At 46.8% G+C, this 16,163-nt stretch carries 20 protein-coding genes and 1 pseudogene; 8 read left to right on the top strand and 13 right to left on the bottom strand.

Features of this window, described 5'->3' with window-relative positions:
- The 5 genes from ACQ4N7_RS28925 to ACQ4N7_RS28905 form a co-directional block, all read right to left on the bottom strand.
- Positions 1–370: hypothetical protein (locus ACQ4N7_RS28925; protein WP_430714893.1), on the bottom strand; the 370-nt coding region annotated here is incomplete at its 3' end.
- Between the two features lie 123 nt (positions 371–493).
- Entirely contained in the window at positions 494–694 is a 201-nt protein-coding gene (locus ACQ4N7_RS28920) for a hypothetical protein (protein ID WP_430714892.1), read from the bottom strand.
- 104 nt (positions 695–798) lie between these two features.
- Positions 799–1,242, bottom strand: a complete 444-nt coding sequence (locus ACQ4N7_RS28915) for a helix-turn-helix domain-containing protein (protein WP_430714891.1) — start codon at positions 1,240–1,242, stop codon at positions 799–801.
- 141 nt (positions 1,243–1,383) lie between these two features.
- Positions 1,384–1,695, bottom strand: coding sequence for a hypothetical protein (locus tag ACQ4N7_RS28910; protein WP_430714890.1), 312 nt, complete (start codon positions 1,693–1,695; stop codon positions 1,384–1,386).
- 61 nt (positions 1,696–1,756) lie between these two features.
- A complete protein-coding gene (locus ACQ4N7_RS28905) occupies positions 1,757–2,251 on the bottom strand; it encodes a hypothetical protein (RefSeq protein WP_430714889.1) in 495 nt (164 codons plus the stop codon).
- A 579-nt stretch (positions 2,252–2,830) separates the two neighbouring features.
- On the opposite strand from ACQ4N7_RS28905, the gene ACQ4N7_RS28900 reads away from it, so the two are divergent.
- Complete coding sequence (locus ACQ4N7_RS28900; RefSeq protein WP_430714888.1) at positions 2,831–3,940, top strand: type I restriction endonuclease; 1,110 nt, start codon at positions 2,831–2,833, stop codon at positions 3,938–3,940.
- A gap of 39 nt (positions 3,941–3,979) precedes the next feature.
- Here ACQ4N7_RS28900 and ACQ4N7_RS28895 read toward each other — a convergent pair whose 3' ends face one another.
- From ACQ4N7_RS28895 to ACQ4N7_RS28870, 6 genes and pseudogenes are all read right to left on the bottom strand, one after another.
- A complete protein-coding gene (locus tag ACQ4N7_RS28895) occupies positions 3,980–4,783 on the bottom strand; it encodes a DEAD/DEAH box helicase (protein WP_430714894.1) in 804 nt (267 codons plus the stop codon).
- A 132-nt stretch (positions 4,784–4,915) separates the two neighbouring features.
- A pseudogene (locus tag ACQ4N7_RS28890) lies at positions 4,916–5,353 on the bottom strand (DEAD/DEAH box helicase family protein); the annotation flags it as partial.
- The gene (locus ACQ4N7_RS28885; RefSeq protein WP_430714887.1) at positions 5,353–7,176 is read right to left on the bottom strand and encodes a hypothetical protein; all 1,824 of its coding nucleotides are present in this window, start codon (positions 7,174–7,176) and stop codon (positions 5,353–5,355) included. The gene ACQ4N7_RS28885 and the pseudogene ACQ4N7_RS28890, both read right to left, overlap by 1 nt.
- Before the next feature lie 704 nt (positions 7,177–7,880).
- Complete coding sequence (locus ACQ4N7_RS28880) at positions 7,881–8,426, bottom strand: hypothetical protein (RefSeq protein WP_430714886.1); 546 nt, start codon at positions 8,424–8,426, stop codon at positions 7,881–7,883.
- Positions 8,423–8,932: a hypothetical protein gene (locus ACQ4N7_RS28875; RefSeq protein ID WP_430714885.1), complete on the bottom strand. Its 510-nt coding sequence runs from the start codon at positions 8,930–8,932 to the stop codon at positions 8,423–8,425. Before ACQ4N7_RS28875 ends, ACQ4N7_RS28880 begins: the two co-directional genes overlap by 4 nt.
- Positions 8,929–9,282 (bottom strand): hypothetical protein, encoded by a 354-nt coding sequence (locus ACQ4N7_RS28870; protein ID WP_430714884.1) that lies wholly within the window; start codon positions 9,280–9,282, stop codon positions 8,929–8,931. The genes ACQ4N7_RS28875 and ACQ4N7_RS28870 overlap by 4 nt, the downstream gene beginning before the upstream one ends.
- Positions 9,283–9,704: 422 nt before the next feature.
- Here ACQ4N7_RS28870 and ACQ4N7_RS28865 point away from each other — a divergent pair, with 422 nt between their 5' ends.
- The 6 genes from ACQ4N7_RS28865 to ACQ4N7_RS28840 all read left to right on the top strand — a co-directional run bounded on the left by ACQ4N7_RS28865 (position 9,705) and on the right by ACQ4N7_RS28840 (position 13,803).
- A complete protein-coding gene (locus tag ACQ4N7_RS28865) occupies positions 9,705–10,214 on the top strand; it encodes a hypothetical protein (protein ID WP_430714883.1) in 510 nt (169 codons plus the stop codon).
- A 357-nt stretch (positions 10,215–10,571) separates the two neighbouring features.
- Positions 10,572–11,042 carry a hypothetical protein gene (locus tag ACQ4N7_RS28860; protein ID WP_430714882.1) on the top strand — a complete coding sequence of 157 codons (471 nt, stop codon included), beginning with the start codon at positions 10,572–10,574 and terminating at the stop codon, positions 11,040–11,042.
- A gap of 97 nt (positions 11,043–11,139) precedes the next feature.
- Positions 11,140–11,736, top strand: coding sequence for a hypothetical protein (locus ACQ4N7_RS28855; RefSeq protein WP_430714881.1), 597 nt, complete (start codon positions 11,140–11,142; stop codon positions 11,734–11,736).
- A gap of 50 nt (positions 11,737–11,786) precedes the next feature.
- Positions 11,787–13,193, top strand: coding sequence for a helicase HerA domain-containing protein (locus tag ACQ4N7_RS28850; RefSeq protein WP_430714880.1), 1,407 nt, complete (start codon positions 11,787–11,789; stop codon positions 13,191–13,193).
- Positions 13,194–13,360: 167 nt separating this feature from the next.
- Positions 13,361–13,528 carry a hypothetical protein gene (locus ACQ4N7_RS28845; protein WP_430714879.1) on the top strand — a complete coding sequence of 56 codons (168 nt, stop codon included), beginning with the start codon at positions 13,361–13,363 and terminating at the stop codon, positions 13,526–13,528.
- A 119-nt stretch (positions 13,529–13,647) separates the two neighbouring features.
- Entirely contained in the window at positions 13,648–13,803 is a 156-nt protein-coding gene (locus tag ACQ4N7_RS28840; protein WP_430714878.1) for a hypothetical protein, read from the top strand.
- A 122-nt stretch (positions 13,804–13,925) separates the two neighbouring features.
- Here the strand turns inward: ACQ4N7_RS28840 and ACQ4N7_RS28835 are convergent, their stop codons facing one another.
- Positions 13,926–14,489, bottom strand: coding sequence for a tyrosine-type recombinase/integrase (locus ACQ4N7_RS28835; protein ID WP_430714877.1), 564 nt, complete (start codon positions 14,487–14,489; stop codon positions 13,926–13,928).
- 464 nt (positions 14,490–14,953) lie between these two features.
- Here ACQ4N7_RS28835 and parA point away from each other — a divergent pair, with 464 nt between their 5' ends.
- Positions 14,954–15,592, top strand: coding sequence for a ParA family partition ATPase (gene parA, locus ACQ4N7_RS28830; protein WP_430714876.1), 639 nt, complete (start codon positions 14,954–14,956; stop codon positions 15,590–15,592).
- Positions 15,593–15,905: 313 nt separating this feature from the next.
- Here parA and ACQ4N7_RS28825 read toward each other — a convergent pair.
- Positions 15,906–16,163, bottom strand: a 258-nt coding sequence (locus tag ACQ4N7_RS28825) for a hypothetical protein (protein WP_430714875.1), incomplete at its 5' end; no start/stop codon positions are given.

Below are 16,163 nucleotides of genomic sequence, written 5' to 3'. Positions count from 1 at the left end.
CTTTTTGAAACTCATGAAGATCCATAGCTAAGAGTTTTGAGGACTGAAACAATAAATCGTATGACGCATCATATTGTTTTTTGAGATCACCAATATAAACGCTAAGTCTGTTGACTTGCCTTACGGCCTTATCTTCATTATTTTTTGCTTCCGCCCAAAGATCCATTGAATTGATATCTTTAAGATGAGCGGCCCTATCGCGCCAGTAAACTAAATCCCTTTCAAATTGACAATGAAAGCCTTCGACCTTATGTATTCTTAATGCAATGTCATCCAGAGCATTTTGTAGTTTTTTTAGCCCTAGCTTTATTTGATCTATCGCTAAAGGTAGCTGACTCTCTGGGGGTGTAGTTATTTTTTTTGTGGTCATTATAGAATTTACTTTGATTTATCCCCTATACTCCAAAGCAATCCTGAAAAGTCAGAAGGGGAAACCAAATATTTATAGATAAATTAGATATCCTTTACATCTTCTTTATCGTCTGCCATGTCATTAAGAGATTTTGAAGCCATCGACTAAGGCTCTATCCTCAATATTCAAATCCTTATAGGAGCTGTGCCATTTGATTTCTGATGGTGCCACAGAAATTCTTTGGCCAGATTCCTTTTCTATCGCCGTAATCATAAAGCGGTCTGCTTTCACCACAAAAGCAGATACCCATCCCGAGATTTTAATTTTATCCTTTGGGTTCATTTTTAGGTTTTTTATTTAAGAAAAAATCGATATAATCCTGAGTATTAGTGAATCCAGCCCCACGGGCAATAGAATCTAAAAATCTAGCTTCCATAGTCTTTCGTTTAGATTTCATTTTGCCTACCTTCTAAATCTTGTAAAAGTGCATCAATGCCCATTGCCTGCTGTCTGTAGGTGCTAGCCTGATCCATTAAATATCTAAGCTCTGATAACAATTTAATTTTATTGGTATCTGAAAGAGATTTCATATCAAAATCAGTTAGCCAAGTCTCATAATGAGTTAGGAGACTAGATGAAAGAGTATGTATTCTATTACCGTTTACATTCAAATCGTCTCTGATTTTCTCTACTTCAGCTCTATGTAAATCTTCCCAAAGTCTTTTTTTAGATGCCTTTAGGGCATCATTAAAATCAGATAGGGTTAGCCATTTATCAATCGTCCTTTCGTGGACTCCTACCTTAGCCGCTGTCGCGTCGATAGTATCGCCCATTGTCAAATGAGAGATTGCTAATAGCTGCTTAGATGATAGAGAGGCTGGAAAATCCAATGCTTTTTAATGAATTAAAATGTTAGCCAATAACCTTATATCCCTATTTTACTACAATTAAATTAAGGGGATTGACAACAAAAAACCGCCCTTTTAGGGGGCGGTTGACAAGGTAAACGAATGCCTACGTCTAATTTTATTCTAACGTTTCGGTTTCTTTACCGTATTTTCAAAGTTTGCCCCCGTGTTGAGAGGCTGCTTACCTCTGGCAACGCGCTTAGATGAAATTGCCTCAGAATAAGGATTTTTTTCAACAGAATCGCGGCGGGTAGGCTGAGTAGGTTCTGGATTTTCTTGCATTTCTAGGAATGCAAGCTCAGCTTCAAGCTCTGTCCCATGCCCGTTTTCCAAATAATGATCGACGTAGAAACGAAGCGAGCCTTTAGCCCCACTTTTTTCTTTTGCATCTTGCAGCATTTGAAGCAGCTTTTCTGAGATATTTTGTTCAGCCATAAGGTTAGTTTAATTTAAGGAATCAACACTTTAATTTTAGCAAGTTTGAAACTTATACTTTTTAGATTGAAAATGTAAACGCTGCTGAATTTAGATCAGCGTAATCAAAAGCTACTAAAACACCTGCTTTATTCTGGCCTAGCTGCTTTCTATCGATTACATTTGCCCAGCTAGGTATACTACCTAAATAATGACTAAGTTTAATAGGTGAAACTCGCTCCATTACTACACAAGGGATTTTATGAATATATTTCAAGCTGTGACACTTTGCTAGTACGGGCATACATGGAATTTGTTTAGAGCCTAGTTTTAGGTAAAGGTTCCATTCAAATAGATTGTCATAAATTCCATTTTTATTTTTAGGCACCTTAAGAACTTCGCTATCAGAATACGAGAAAACAAGGCGATGACGGCCTTCGCCTATGGGCTTGCCATATTTCTCGGAAAATGAGTATAGAAAAGATCGCAGCGTGATAAGAGGTTGTTCTGTGTCTTTTATTGCCCGAGATTCAATATTTGAAATTTCATCGGGTGAGATGTTAGGGAAATTATCCATTTGATGTGATGAGGATAGATATATTCATTTTAGAAATTAATAGGCCATGCCCTAAACATGGCCTTTTTTATTAGAACTCTATAGGCACGCCCATAGGGGCAACAGCTACAGGCAGCTCTTGGGGGTTTGTGGGGCTGGGGTCGGTGGCCAGCGGTGCGCAGGGCGTTAGCTCAGATGGGGCAACCAGCATAAAGCGAATGGGGCCGATCACAGTCTCTACAGCGGCTCTACCATCGGGGCTATGCTCTAGCACCCTCACAGGCTGGCCAGGTAGGTACGGGCAGCGGTAGAGCTGGGGCTGCTGGTTGTCGAGAGTACCTAAGGTGGATGTGTCAGCTACAGGCTGGGGGCTGTTTGGGGCGCTTTCGTCGGTGCTGTCAGATATGGCCTGTAAGCCTTGCCCAGCATCGTTTACATCCTGGACACCTACCCCCTTATGTTAGTGACATTGACCCATAGGTGTTTAAATATCTTGGGTAAATCCCTAAAAATATGGGGATTCTCCTGCTTTATGGCTGAAAGAAGGGAAACAGGTAGTCAGTTTTCAGTACACCACCCCATAATTCCCCCTATAAAGCAATGGATCTCGTTGATCAGATTAAAGCTATCGCTTCCCATATTCCAAATCATATAGATCTTATAAAAACCGAAGAGGCTACAAAGGTAAGTCTCGTCATGCCTATTATTCAGGCGTTGGGTTACAACGTATTTGATATCAATGAGGTTGTTCCTGAGTTTGATGCGAATGTAGGAGCAAGCAAAAAATACAAATTAGACTACGCTATTTTTCTAGAGGGAGATCCCATAATCCTCATAGAGTGCAAGCATCACACCGATAACTTACTCAGCGGTGATGCCTATAGTCAGTTATTTCATTATTTTGCAGCTGTAGAAGCTAGGATTGGGGTTCTAACTAACGGTATTTTTTACCACTTTTACTCTGATCTTGTTGAAGCTAATAAGATGGACAAAAAGCCGTTTCTTGAGATTGACATGCTCAATATTCAAGAGAGCTTAATAGATGAGCTGAAGAAATTAAGCAAGCAATCCTTTGATATTGGCACAATTGTCAGTACAGCAAGTGAGCTTAAATACACCAGAGAAATAAAGCGAATTTTGGTAGAGGAGCTAAACTCACCATCAGATGATTTTATACGGTTTTTTGCTTCTCAAGTACACCCTGGCCGAGTGACAGAAAGAGTTAGGCTAGACTTTGAAACCTTTGTTAAAAAGGCATTTCGCCAGTTTATAAGAGAACAAATAAGCGGCTTATTACAGTCGGCCTCAAATCTAGCAGAGACAGAGCCTATTGAGATTCAATCTAGCCCTGATGAAGCTATTTCTTCTAACAATGGCGTTGTTACGACTAAAGAAGAATTGGATGGGTTCCATATTGTTAAATCTATTCTCAGAGAGATAGTAGATCCATCCCGTATTTGTATGCGTGATGTCATAAACTATTGTGGGATTATTTTAGACGAAAACAAGAGGCAACCTATCTGCCGTTTTTATTTCAACAGTCTCTCTAACTTACGACTTGGGATATTTGAGTACGATTCTGAAGGGAGAAAGGAGAGAAAGGAAGACTTAAAAAACGTCAGTGACATATACGCTCATGCCGATGCTCTTAGGATGACTTTAGACTTTTACCTAAAGGAGAAAAGCGGCAAAGATATAGAAGCAAGCTAGCCACCCTGTTAAAAGGGAAGCTAGCTTAGACTAAAAAATTTAACTACAAGCTTTCCACTGGTGCCAAGCCCAACCGGGTTTATGGTTTAGGTATTCTGCACACCTACGCCAAATCTCTAATGGTGGCCGCATATCCCTAAGTTGGTACATTACCCAGGATGGGGAATACCGCCTAGCCTGCTGGGTTTGGAGTAGCTGACCCCAAACATGCTCCCATTCACCTAACGGCTCATCTGTAACAACCTCTAGAACAGCTCTAGACTCAACTACAGCCAGCTCTAGGGCTTCTGATACGGTGCCGTCTTTGCTGCGCTTAGGTTGTCGGTTGTCGGCATTCTCAACCCCATCTAGCGACCATATACGGGGGCGTGTTGGTAGCCCGTGGATTGCCCAATTCTTAGTGTGATCGAGCAAGATGGCCTGGTCTTTACCGGGTGCTGTTCTTAGCGCTCTACCAAGCATCTGGAGCCACTTGGCCAAGCTAGCAGTAGGTCTGGCCACTTGAACAGCGTCTAGCTCTGGCAGGTCGAATCCCTCATCAAACAGGCCAACATTCGAGAGCACTAGCGTCTCGCCACGCTTAAAGCGCTCTAGGGCATCGCGCCGGTGGTCTGTTGGGGTACTGCCGTCTAGGTGCTCAGCAGGTATCCCAGCGGCGCTGTAACGGCTTACTATGGCCTTGCTGTGGTCGATGTTGACGGCAAATATCACGCACCGTTTGCCGGGGCAGTAGTGGGCATAGGTTGCGATCAAATCACCAGCCAATTGAATAGCATCGTTAGCGGCGGCTATGTCGCTGGCCAGGTAATCGCCTGCTGACTTTCTAGCGCCGGTGGTAGTCATGGCGTTAGGGGCTGCATAGAGCCTAAACGGGCTTAGGTGGCCACCGGCGATCAACTGCTTTACTGTTGGACCTGTCACCAGTTGATCGAACAAATCACCAAACCCTGAACCATCGCGACGGCATGGTGTTGCCGTTACTCCCAAGTGCATAGCACTGGCAAAGTGCTCTAGGATGCGTCGGTAGGTTTTGGCGGTAGCATGGTGGGCCTCATCAATGACGACTAATCCAAATGTCTTAGGGTGAAACTGCTCTAAGCGCCTGGTCAGAGTCTGCACACTGGCCACTTGGATAGGCGCATCATAGTCTGGCTCAACACCAGCCTTAACGATGCCGACAGCAGCGCCGGTGATCGCGCCTACCTTGTCAGCAGCCTGAAAGACCAACTCTTCTCTATGAGCTAGTATCAGCGCTGGGTGGCCAGCGGCTAGACAATCAGCGACGATCATGCCGAATAATACAGTCTTACCGCCGCCTGTGGGCAGTTGGAATAGAACCCGGTGATTCCCAGCAGACCATGCCTGGTGGATGTCCTGACGGGCTTTTAGTTGGTAGTCTCGTGGGCTGAACATTAGACAGCACCTCCCACCAACTCAAGCAATCGATTGAACTGCCGCCTGCCGATGTCAGCAGGTGTTACCTCCCATTCCCTATCACCTGAGAATGGATTTAGTTGACCTAGAACCCGCTGTAGTTGGTCTGATGTAGCTTTTACCCTGTCTACTGCTGTAGGTCGGTCTGTGACTGGCTGTAGGTGCTGTGGCAGCATGGCCAGAGCGTATCGCCCTAGCTTTCCATTAAGCGTATAGAACGTAAATCCGTGCTCATTACGCTTGCTAGTGATTTTATAAACTTTGCCTATGTAGTCCAAGGCGCTGCCATCGTCTAAGCACCTGACCCAATCACCTCTCTTAAATACAGGCTCTGGCTTATTGACGCTATCCCCAAAACACACTTCAAACTGAAGATCACTGATTCGGTCAGGTGCTACCTGCTGAGTGGCTAGTTCGATATCAGATTCAGGCTCACTAGAGGGGGCTGGAACCACCTCAAACCCTTGTGTACCAAACTGGTTCGAGCAGTTTCCGTTCAACTGTGTACCTCTACCAATCTCTGATGTAGGGGCTAGCGGCTGACCCTCAAGGGAAGGCGCGGTAGCTTCTACAGAATCATTCAGTAAGTGCTCCCAAAAAGACTTACGGCTAAGGAAAGACTTCTTACTAATGCCAATACCAAAGGCATCTTTGCATTTACTACAAACCCATTGAAACAACTGATTTGCACTAGTAAAAGCTGTATCAAGATGGCTGAGAATAATTTTTAATCTATCAGTACATTCATCGACCCTAGCTTGATTGGGATTGAGGTTACCAGCACCTTTTAGGGTAAACTTTCTTTCGCCTTTAGTTAATCTTGATTTGATCCAACGCTTAAGATGATTTTTATCTCGTTTTTCGGCATAACTGGCATGTTCAGAGTAGCCATGTGATAAAGCCCATTCCCATGCCCTTCTTTCAATAGCTATAGGATCCTTTAGACCTTCTACTTCAACTAAATAGGCAACAACAGCACCCCAATTCTCATTAGATTGGCCTGCACCTGTCCACTGAAGTTTATCTGTCAGATTAAATCCGCCTCTATGTGTCTTTTCTGGCTTAACTCCAAATTCAAAGGTTTCTAGTGCTTCTGAAAATGTGTCGAAGTCTTGCCGATTGGCTGCGAACTTCCAACATTGAACAAACAGCTCCATGTCAGAGCTAAAAGGATATAAGGTTTCATCAAGTAGATAAGACCCACGCTGTAAGGGCAGTCTATGGCCGTAGTATTGGCTCCAATGGTCTGACTTGACGTTAGGGAAGGTTTCTAGCTGTCCTCCTTTAATTTCAAAGCCAGCCGCCTCTAGAGTCTGTTTGAGTAGACCGGCTGCTACCCACGAGGGGACAAGCTTAGGCAGTGGGAAGTAGATGTGTAGGCCATCGCTACCGCTGCTAGAGACGCTAACAGGTTGAACTAGGCCGATATCCTCTAGCGCTCCTATGATGCCTTTGATAGCCGTACCGCCATCATTCAAGTGATGATAGGCACCAGGGCGGTCAATATCCAGAACAACATAGTTAGTGGACTTCCCAAAGCGCTTACCGATGCAGCGGTTAGGATCGCGCCATTCGTGCCATAGGTCTTTACTAGTGAACTTGAATAAGTAATCTTTACCGTCGTATACCCGCTTAGCGGTGCTCCAGTTGACCTTGCCCGATTCGGTTGTGTACGGGCCTCTCAGGTATCCTACAGAGCCATAGGCTAGCCAGATGTCCTCAAACGCTCTCTCAGCAGGCGTTAGGGGTTTTGAGGCTGTACGATTGTCGGTGTGAGAATCTTTGGTATAATTGAGATACATCTTGCCCTCCTAAGGGGCGGATTAATAAACGGCTAATTTCTTGGTGGAACTTGAGATTGGTCAACTAGGAAGTGATGTCGGTGTTGGACGCACCTAAATCACGAGTTTTTGAAGCCCTCGGTAGCTGATTACTACCGGGGGTTTTCAGTTTTTAACGAAGCTTTTCCAAATAAGACGCGAGGGCCAAACGAAGATGCTCACTACGTTGCCCTGGCAGATTGTTAAACTCATACTTGATATCACGGGGTAAACGAAGGGTTAGAAAATCATCATTTCTAGCTTTTTTAATAGGAGCTTCGACTTGCATAATTAACCTCTTGAATCTTTTTTAATTCTAGCTAATGGTGTCACAAAGATTTTTGAACTAAGAACAACTCAAAAGTAGTAGAAACCGACTTTAATTGTTCGTAAGTAAAAACACGGTATTGTCGTCATTTGAAAATAAGAAATCAAGGCATGAAAAACTAACCGCTTGCAATCTTGTGATCGCACGGCTATACTGGGCCTAGAAAAATTAAAAAAATCCCCCTCAGTCGCCTCTCATGGGGCGCTGTGATGGTAGGGCAAAGGCGATAGCTGTTTTCTTGGCAGGAAGGGCTATCGTTTTTTGCTGTCTAGGGGAATTTGATGTACTGCTCTACATAGGTCATCACCTCCTTAAGAATGCTGAATGATAGATCCGGTAAGGCTTCGGATCAATAGCTCTATCCTGCCAGCCTGTCCCAGATCCTGGATATCTGGCCTAACAGGGTTTGGAACGTTTCCCTGAATGCCCGGTGCTCATTCTCGTTCAGCACACGCTCTCGTTCAGCTTGCTCTCTAGCTGCTTTGCTCTCGGCCATTTGTTCATCAAACTTTTGCCGCCACTCTTGCCGGTCAGCTCGGGATTCTTGCAGTAGATTATTAAACCGCTGGCCATGCTCTTGATGCAGCTGGTCAAATCGTTGCCGGTCTTGATCGAATTGATTAGCTAGGGTACCTACCAGCTGCACAGTGTCGGTAATTGCATCCTCCATGCGCCGGTTGGTGTTAGCCGCCATTGAGCTGCTAACCTCCTCAGCCTCGGTAATGCCGTCTTCAATGCGCGTCTCCCATGCCTGAACAGACCGGGCGTTGCTGTCGGCAATATTCCGGGTTTCCCTCAGACCGGCCCTAATTTCAGTCATTTCCTGATTGTGCTGAATAATGGAGCGTTCTAGCAGGGCCTCAATACGCTCTAACCGGGATGGTTCACCGTTGCTAATAGTCATACGATTTTACCTGTGCGCTGATATAGCCACGTTTGAGCGGTTGCCCTGTCGTTAGCCGCCGCGTCTAAGCAATATTCGAGCATTTTCCAGTTGAGAGTTTTTAAGTAAAACTCAGCTTTAGCTGGCCAGATGCAGGTTGGATTTTCAAAAGCTTCTGAAAATTCACCCTTAGCTAGGGCTGCAAGCGTAGGGGCAACATCAGGATCTTGCGGGTTAGCGGGTAGGGTACCCAGCAGCCAATCTGCCAGCAGACGCACCTTAACCAGCCCATAGGGCTTTGTAGCCATATCCTTAAGCGCATCTAGCACATCGCCCCACCATGCTATATGTCCCCATAGCACCTCACCAGACTCCAACATCTGGGGGGCCAGTTGATAGCAAGCGGGGTTGCTCGAATCCCACAGTGCCGATTGCTCAGGTGGGCATGCATCACTAAAGGCTAGATCTATGTCAATAGCCGCCTCATCTTCAAAAGCTCGAATGTACTCCTGTGCTAAAAGCATCATTCCCCCAAGTGATATCTAACATTTTCTTTAGCTGTACCCTTAATGCCGTTGCGCTCATCTAGCTCTGTATGGGCAATAGATGATTGATAGTCCATCAATGCGATTCTAAGGGTTTCGTAATCAGCTTTTTTATGTAAATCCTTAAGGGGATAGCCTAGTTTTTTCTCAACTAAATCTGAGATAAACCGGGTTGATACCTTACGAGCATTCATAAACTTAAGAAAAGCTTTGCCGTCTGTTTGGGCTTGGTCTGCTAATTCCCAATCATCAAACTTTAATACCCATTCTTCTATTTGAAGTAAGGCTTGATTTAATTCATTTAATAGAGAATCTGAATATTGACGGGGCATTATTCGCCCTCCCGATTAAGAGATTTAACCTGCTCAGCAATCTCGGGTATGGCCAGGGCCATACGCACCAAGTATTCATATTGGCTGCTGATAGGTCTTACCGATTTATCGGCTAATTCGCTAATCAGCCTGTCTAGGTCGTCTGGGACTGTGATTGTTCGGCGCATCTTGTCGTCTGCTAGTGCCACAAGGATCTTACTCCTGATCAATTGAATGGATACAACCAGTTTAGCCCATCTTTCATACAAAGTGTTTGACTAGTGATAGTTGATGACATCTGACTACATCTGATGACTTTAGGCTATAATGTGTAACATGCGGTGGAACACGACTGGAACAGCCCAGTCCCACCCAATGCCCAAAAGCTTTAATTTTTAAGGCTTTCAAGCCGGAACAGAACTGTAACAACGAGGTGTAACCAAGTGGAACGTCAATCTCTATCGATTCGCAAGTTTGCTGATGTGTGTGGGGTTTCCCACACCGAGATCAGTCGTAAGATGCGCGAACTGAAAATCGAGGGCACACCCCAGGGCAAGGGCTTGCCTACCCTGCTATCTGGTGCTGAGCAAGACAAAATAGCCGCTGTGTTGTTTATCCCTGCTGAACAGCCCGCCGCGCCATCGCAGCATGTTGAGGTGTTGGGCAGTGGCCTATCGGTCTATACGCCTACGCCGCTTGCCACACGTGGCACTGACAGCGGGCTGAGCCGTAATCTACAAACCCAGCAGCTAACCCAGGCGCTAGGTGCATTCAAGGGCAATCAAGCCAGCTTTAGGAATGCCCTGCTAGGTATGGCTGCTGAATCAGGTCGTCAGTTGGGGCATGAGATGGCTGTTGCAGAAATGAATACCGCCCTGGCCACCCATGCAGAGCTACAGCAGACGGTGGGAAAGGAATTGGGCGTAGTCGCTACCGCCGCGCCATCTACCTAGTTTTTAGTGTGATCGCGCTAATTGCTGTGATCGCACTCGCACGTTAACCCCCAGGCGATTGATTGCAGCCGTTCACCTGGGGGCATCCACCTCAAACCATTACGTAAAAGGCTTACCTTCATTATGACTTCCCAGGCTCAACAGAAAATCCTCAATCAGATTCAGGCAACCGGGCAGTACGAAACCACCTCAGCCCGTAGCGCCAAAGTTGCACACGCCCTATCAGCTCAGGGAGTGCAGCACGTTTTCAGTTGCCCTGATAGCTCAGGCAAGACAAAGCACCGCTTTATCAAGCGCTAGAGCTACCGATAAATCTTCTGTTTTCTCAATTAGTCCACTAAAAAGGCTTAAAACATCATGAAAATTGCACATGGGGTATTCGCCCTTGCCATCATTGGCACAGCTATTCCCAGCATTCAAAATATTGGCGGCTTTACCTCAAAGGTAGGTGCTGCAAGGGCTGAGGCTGATCGCATCGGCCAAGACATGACTGAACTGAAGCTCGGCCAGCAGGAGCAGGAGCAAAAAAACGAAGTGGCGATTGAACGCTACCGCGATGGCTGCATCCCGGTCGTGAGTGTTGATCAGCAGCGCTACGTCTCCCTCGTGCTTAACCTCCCAGTCATAGACAGCGCATCCAATCAACCTATCCCAGTGGGTTCTACCGTCTGCGATGCCCACGGCAACACCGGAATCATTACCGACGACGACAGCGACACCGGCACCCCAGGCGTAACTCAAAAAATGGCCTTTACCGGCGATAAGTCCTTAGTTGACTGGCGAATGAACCAGTATCAAGGTGCTGCCTACTACATGCCCTCAAATTAAGCCATAGCAACCCTTTTGGAGATTTTGTGCAATGACTACTTACAGACAATCAAGCTCAAAACGTGCCCCAAATTCAGGGGCTAAGACAGCAAGGCAGTTGCTCTACTGGCTGGCCATCTGCGTTGCCGTAGTCGTAGCAGCCGCCAACATGCTGCCCTATTGCCGTGCGGTATCCCTGGCCCTGATTGCCATCTTTGACCTACAGGGCGTTGCTGGCTTTTTCGGCAACCGTGCCCTGGCTCTAATCTCAATCCCTACTGGAATCGTACTCTGGGCATTCATCCAGACGGCTGAGGCTTACCCCATCTTGCTCAAGCATGATCGCAAGTTGATGCGCCTGATTGCCCTTGAGGCAGATTCCGCCGACCAGCTCCACGTAAACGACGACGACGATCCCGCCCTAGTGCGCTTGAAGGAATGGTACAACCGATTCCCCCTTCTCAGTATCCGCACCGCCAACCGGGCCAGCCTGTGCGCCTACATCGTGGATACTTTCATCTGCTTAACCATCTTCCCGCCCGTTGATGGCGGTTTTGGGCAGCTGGTGTTTGTTCTTTTCACCGGGCAATGGGGGCTGATCAACTGGGGCAGCGTCGGGCTGATTGTCACCATGCTCTTCTGCTTTGAAATCATGGTGCGCTTCATTCTCTTCCTTGGCCTGCAATGGCATTACATGAAACGCGCCCACGGCTAGACAACACTGCAAACGGGGGCAACGATGCCCCCTTACTTTTAGGTGAAACCATGACTAAATTAGCGACCACACAACCACTCTGGATTGATACTGCCGAAGATGCCGCCGAAGGTATGCACAACCCCAAGCTCTATATCGGGGGTGGCCTAGCCGGTGGGCTCATCCTGGGGAGTCTGTTGAATCCACTCACGGGCCTAGCTGCCCTAGCTTACGGCATCTACCTGGCCTGGGATGCCAATGAGCGCAACAGCGACCAAATCGAGGCCGTAAGCGATGGCCTGGTTGCCCACCTACTGGATAAGAAACATCTACGGGAATACCAGGGCGATGTCGGCACCGACCGAGTGCAAGCTGAGCTGGCCCAGGCGATCAGCCGCGAATTGAAGCTATCTGATGATGCTGAGAAGCTGGCCAAGTCGCTAGGACTGCTGGGCAAGAATGCACCAGCAGCACCGCCACAACTGCCCTCAGCAGCGCCTGAGAGTGTGGAGGCATTACCCGCCCCCATCGAGGCTAATACCTGCTTAAATGCCATCCCTGTAGCTGCTACGCCTATTGGTGGCCAGCAGTGGGATACCGATGAAATCCCCGTGCAAGCTACCGCCATCGATATCCTGCAAGAGTGCCTTGCCTACCCTGCAATCTTAATTTATGGGCCTAGTGGCAGCGGCAAAAGCACCTTAGCTAAATGGTTAATTGAGCAGCGGTTAGCGGCTGGGCATCATTGTGAAATTCTAGATCCCCATGCTGCCTATGGAGCTTGGGAAGGTTTACCCGTCTACGGCGCGGGGATGGATTATCAAAGCTGTGATGATCGCCTGGTAGCGTTTGCTGAATTGGTAAAAAATCGATATCAAGTCTTGAGCACTAAGCCAAATTTTAACCCCAAACCCCAAACACTACTCACAGAAGAATTTACCAATTGGGCTAGCCACTGCCCCCATGCTGGTCAATTTTTCGCTAGCTCTATGAGCGATTTACGCAAGGTAAATATGTTTGCTGTTTATGTGGCGCACGGGCGCACACTAACCAGCTTAGGCGGTAAGGCTGGCGTGGCTGAGCAACGAGATCAGAGCTTACTTGAAATCGAGCTAGCTGCCATTGTTGGGCCTGGGGGAATGCCAATACCATCGGGTAAGGCAAACATTTACTATCCTGGCCAGAAAAATACGCCTATTACCGTAGATGTTCCCAATCTAGATACAGGTAATCAGTCCAATAACCAAGACTTAGAATCGGCCTATTCCGCAGATAGCTCTGATGATGATATAGCAATTATCAGGGAGGTTTTAATTAAGGCGAATGAGCCTTTACGGGCCTCTCAAATCAGGCAAAAACATAGAGCGTTAAAAGACGGCATAGACACCAAAGCTCTAGAGCAAAAATTAGAGCTTATGGCAATGGAGGGATTTATCAATCGCATCCCGGAGACACCGCCTAAATATGCCGTCTCGTGAGTGTCTACGCCACGAGACAAAACCTCAAAACCCTTGTCTCGTGGTTGTCTCACCGTCTTGTAGGATGTCTACGGGATTGCCTCATGAGACATTCAATAGACAGTTAAGAGACAACCATGAGATGCATAGAGTCAGCAGCATTTGACCCATGCCGAAGTAATAAAACCATGCAATTAGCCCAGCTTAGAAAATCAATTGACGATGCTTTATGGAATCATGATACCTCCCAATTACCAGAGCTTAAATCGGAATGGACAATACTTAAGCCGACAACACTTCCCGCCTATTGGGCAGTCATCGAAGACAGACTAATGCAGTTAGAAAACTATCAATAGCATCTAATATTAGACATTAATTAGATAAAGAAATACTGACAAAATCTCTTGGATCTTTATGGTTTAAGAGATTTTTTTGGGCTATAGTTTAAGAGCAAGCAAATAAGGAGATTAATTCCATGACAACTCAAACTCAAATTAACCCCGAGCTGTTAGTTGAGATCCGCGATTTAGAGAATGAAATTAAAAATGCTAAAGCTACGCTGGCCACCCTTATCCTTGGGGCAAACCTAGCAGCGGGTGAGATTATAGTTCACAGTGATTTACTTGATTAAATTCGCTATAAAAAGCCGCCTAGGAGACTAGGCGGTAAAAAGCGATGATCCTAAGGCCGATAACTATATTTTAATTAAAAGCCCCTGGCAGAGTGCTGGGGGCTTTTTGTAGTTATTGCCACTTAATAAGATAGAGCGTTGATAGCAGCCTTTTTCTGGTCAGGGCTTACCTCAAGGTAGCGCTGCAAACTGGCCAAGCTCCGGTGGCCGCTGATCTCCTGAATCACTCGCAGGGGCACCCCAGCATTACTCATATTCGTTAGCGCCGTGCGCCTGAAGCTGTGGGTGCTAATCCCCAGCCCCTCCAGCCCGGCATAGGCCAGCGCCTGGTCGAGCAGCCAATCAGCCGATGAGCGAGCCAATCGCCCTCGCCCATGCCGACCGGGGAACAGATAATCAGCTCCACCGTTGTCGTAGGCCGCCAGCAGCGCCGCCAGCTTGGGGTTAATGTCAATCTGTCGAGTAGCCAGCTTGCCCTTGGTCGCCTTAGCTGGCAGTACCAGCACATCGCCCTTAATATCGCTGGGCCTTAGGGATATGGCTTCACTCACCCTCAGCCCACAATAAATCATGATGCCAAACAGCGCTTTATCCCTGGGGGAGTCCATCGCCGCGAATAGCTTGGCTATCTCATCGTGGGTCAGCACCTTAGCTTGGCCGTTGGATCCGCTAGCTGTCTTGGTCACGATGTCGGCTCCGAATTGCTTACCTCTCTATTCTACTAGACAGTATTACTATTGTGTCTAGTAGAATTCACTGATTTATAAGGCTTTCAGGGCATTAGCCCATTGAGTAAAAAATGAGACAGCATGAGACAGCCCAAAACCCTTGATTTCTCGTTAATCAGTCTCACAGCGAGAATAATAAGACTGTAAATCACTTTTTTAATAGACTACAAAGCACTACAGCAAACTACATCTTGTCTTAAGTCTTATTAGACTCAAAATAAGAATGCTAATTTAAGTGATTGAGTATTTTTACTCAGGACGATTAAATCAGATACGTGTTAACTGATTCACTTGCCTGCGTGACTACTTGAACACGTGCTCAAGTAGTCAAGTAAATACTTGATTACGTTTTCACGTAGTCAATTAATTAAGTGAAACTCAAATAAGGCTTATTATTCACTTGAGCACTTGATTAAGTACCCATGATCATATGTATCGCCTCATTAAAAGGTGGTTCAGGTAAAACCTCGCTATCAGTGCATCTTGCCCATGCAATAGCTCTGGCAGGGCGTAGGGTGCTGCTGGTCGATGCTGACCCACAGGCTTCAGCAAGCACGTGGGCAAGTGCCCGCGATGACAAGCCCCCCTTCTCAGTTGTTGGCATGGCCAGGGATACCCTGCACAGGGAACTACCCGACCTGGTGGCCACCTATGACCACACCCTGATTGATACCCCGCCACGCACTAGCAAGCTAACAGGCTCTGCCATCGTATCGAGTAACCTTGTGCTAATCCCAGTACAGCCCAGCTCCTATGACGTTTGGGCAGCTGCTGAAACTGTGGCAATGGTTGAGCAGGTGCAGGGCATTAAGCCAGATCTACAAGCCGCTTTCATCGTTAACCGCGCCATAGGTAGAACCGTGATTGCCCGCGATATTCTTGAAGCGCTGCAAGACTATCCCTTCCCGGTACTGCCTACCACCATTGCCCAGCGTGTTGCCATTGCTGAGTCTAGCGGTGGCCATACTGTTTTTGAGGTAGAGCCTAGCGGTGTAGCTGCACGGGATTTCAGGGCATTGGCTAAGGACGTGTTGAAACTCATGGGGGTAGAGCAGTGGTAGAAAAGAAGTCGAGGATTACCCGCAAGCCAGCACCTAAGCCCGAGGCCGTCGAAGGTTTTCTAGAGCAGTTGGCCACCGATGGCGATACCTCACCCCCAGCACCTGCTACACCTCCTCAGGTGGCAATCCCCCAGGATGATGGTTCAAAGGGCAAAGCATTCCCACACAGACTTAGCGCTGATTTCACCACAGAGCAGTACAAGCGCCTTAAGCGGGCCGGGTTCGAGACTGACCAACCCATGACCACGATTGTTAGAGAAGCTGTCGAGGATTGGCTTAAAACACGTGGATACTGATTCACGTGAGCACGTGCTCACTTAAGCAATTCTTTTTTTATGAGTTCAAGTTCTTCGTCAACAGTCAATTCTTTCGGTTGCACTTTGATTGAAGGTTTTTCATTCACGTCTCTAAGAATTGCTTTCGATTCCATAAACACTGCTGTAGCTTTTTGAAACTCATGAAGATCCATAGCTAAGAGTTTTGAGGACTGAAACAATAAATCGTATGACGCATCATATTGTTTTTTGAGATCACCAATATAAACGCTAAGTCTGTTGACTTGCCTTACGGC

Source organism: Nodosilinea sp. AN01ver1, from assembly GCF_050565655.1.
Taxonomy (GTDB): Bacteria; Cyanobacteriota; Cyanobacteriia; order Phormidesmidales; family Phormidesmidaceae; genus Nodosilinea.
This window is presented reverse-complemented; position numbering and strand designations above follow the sequence as displayed.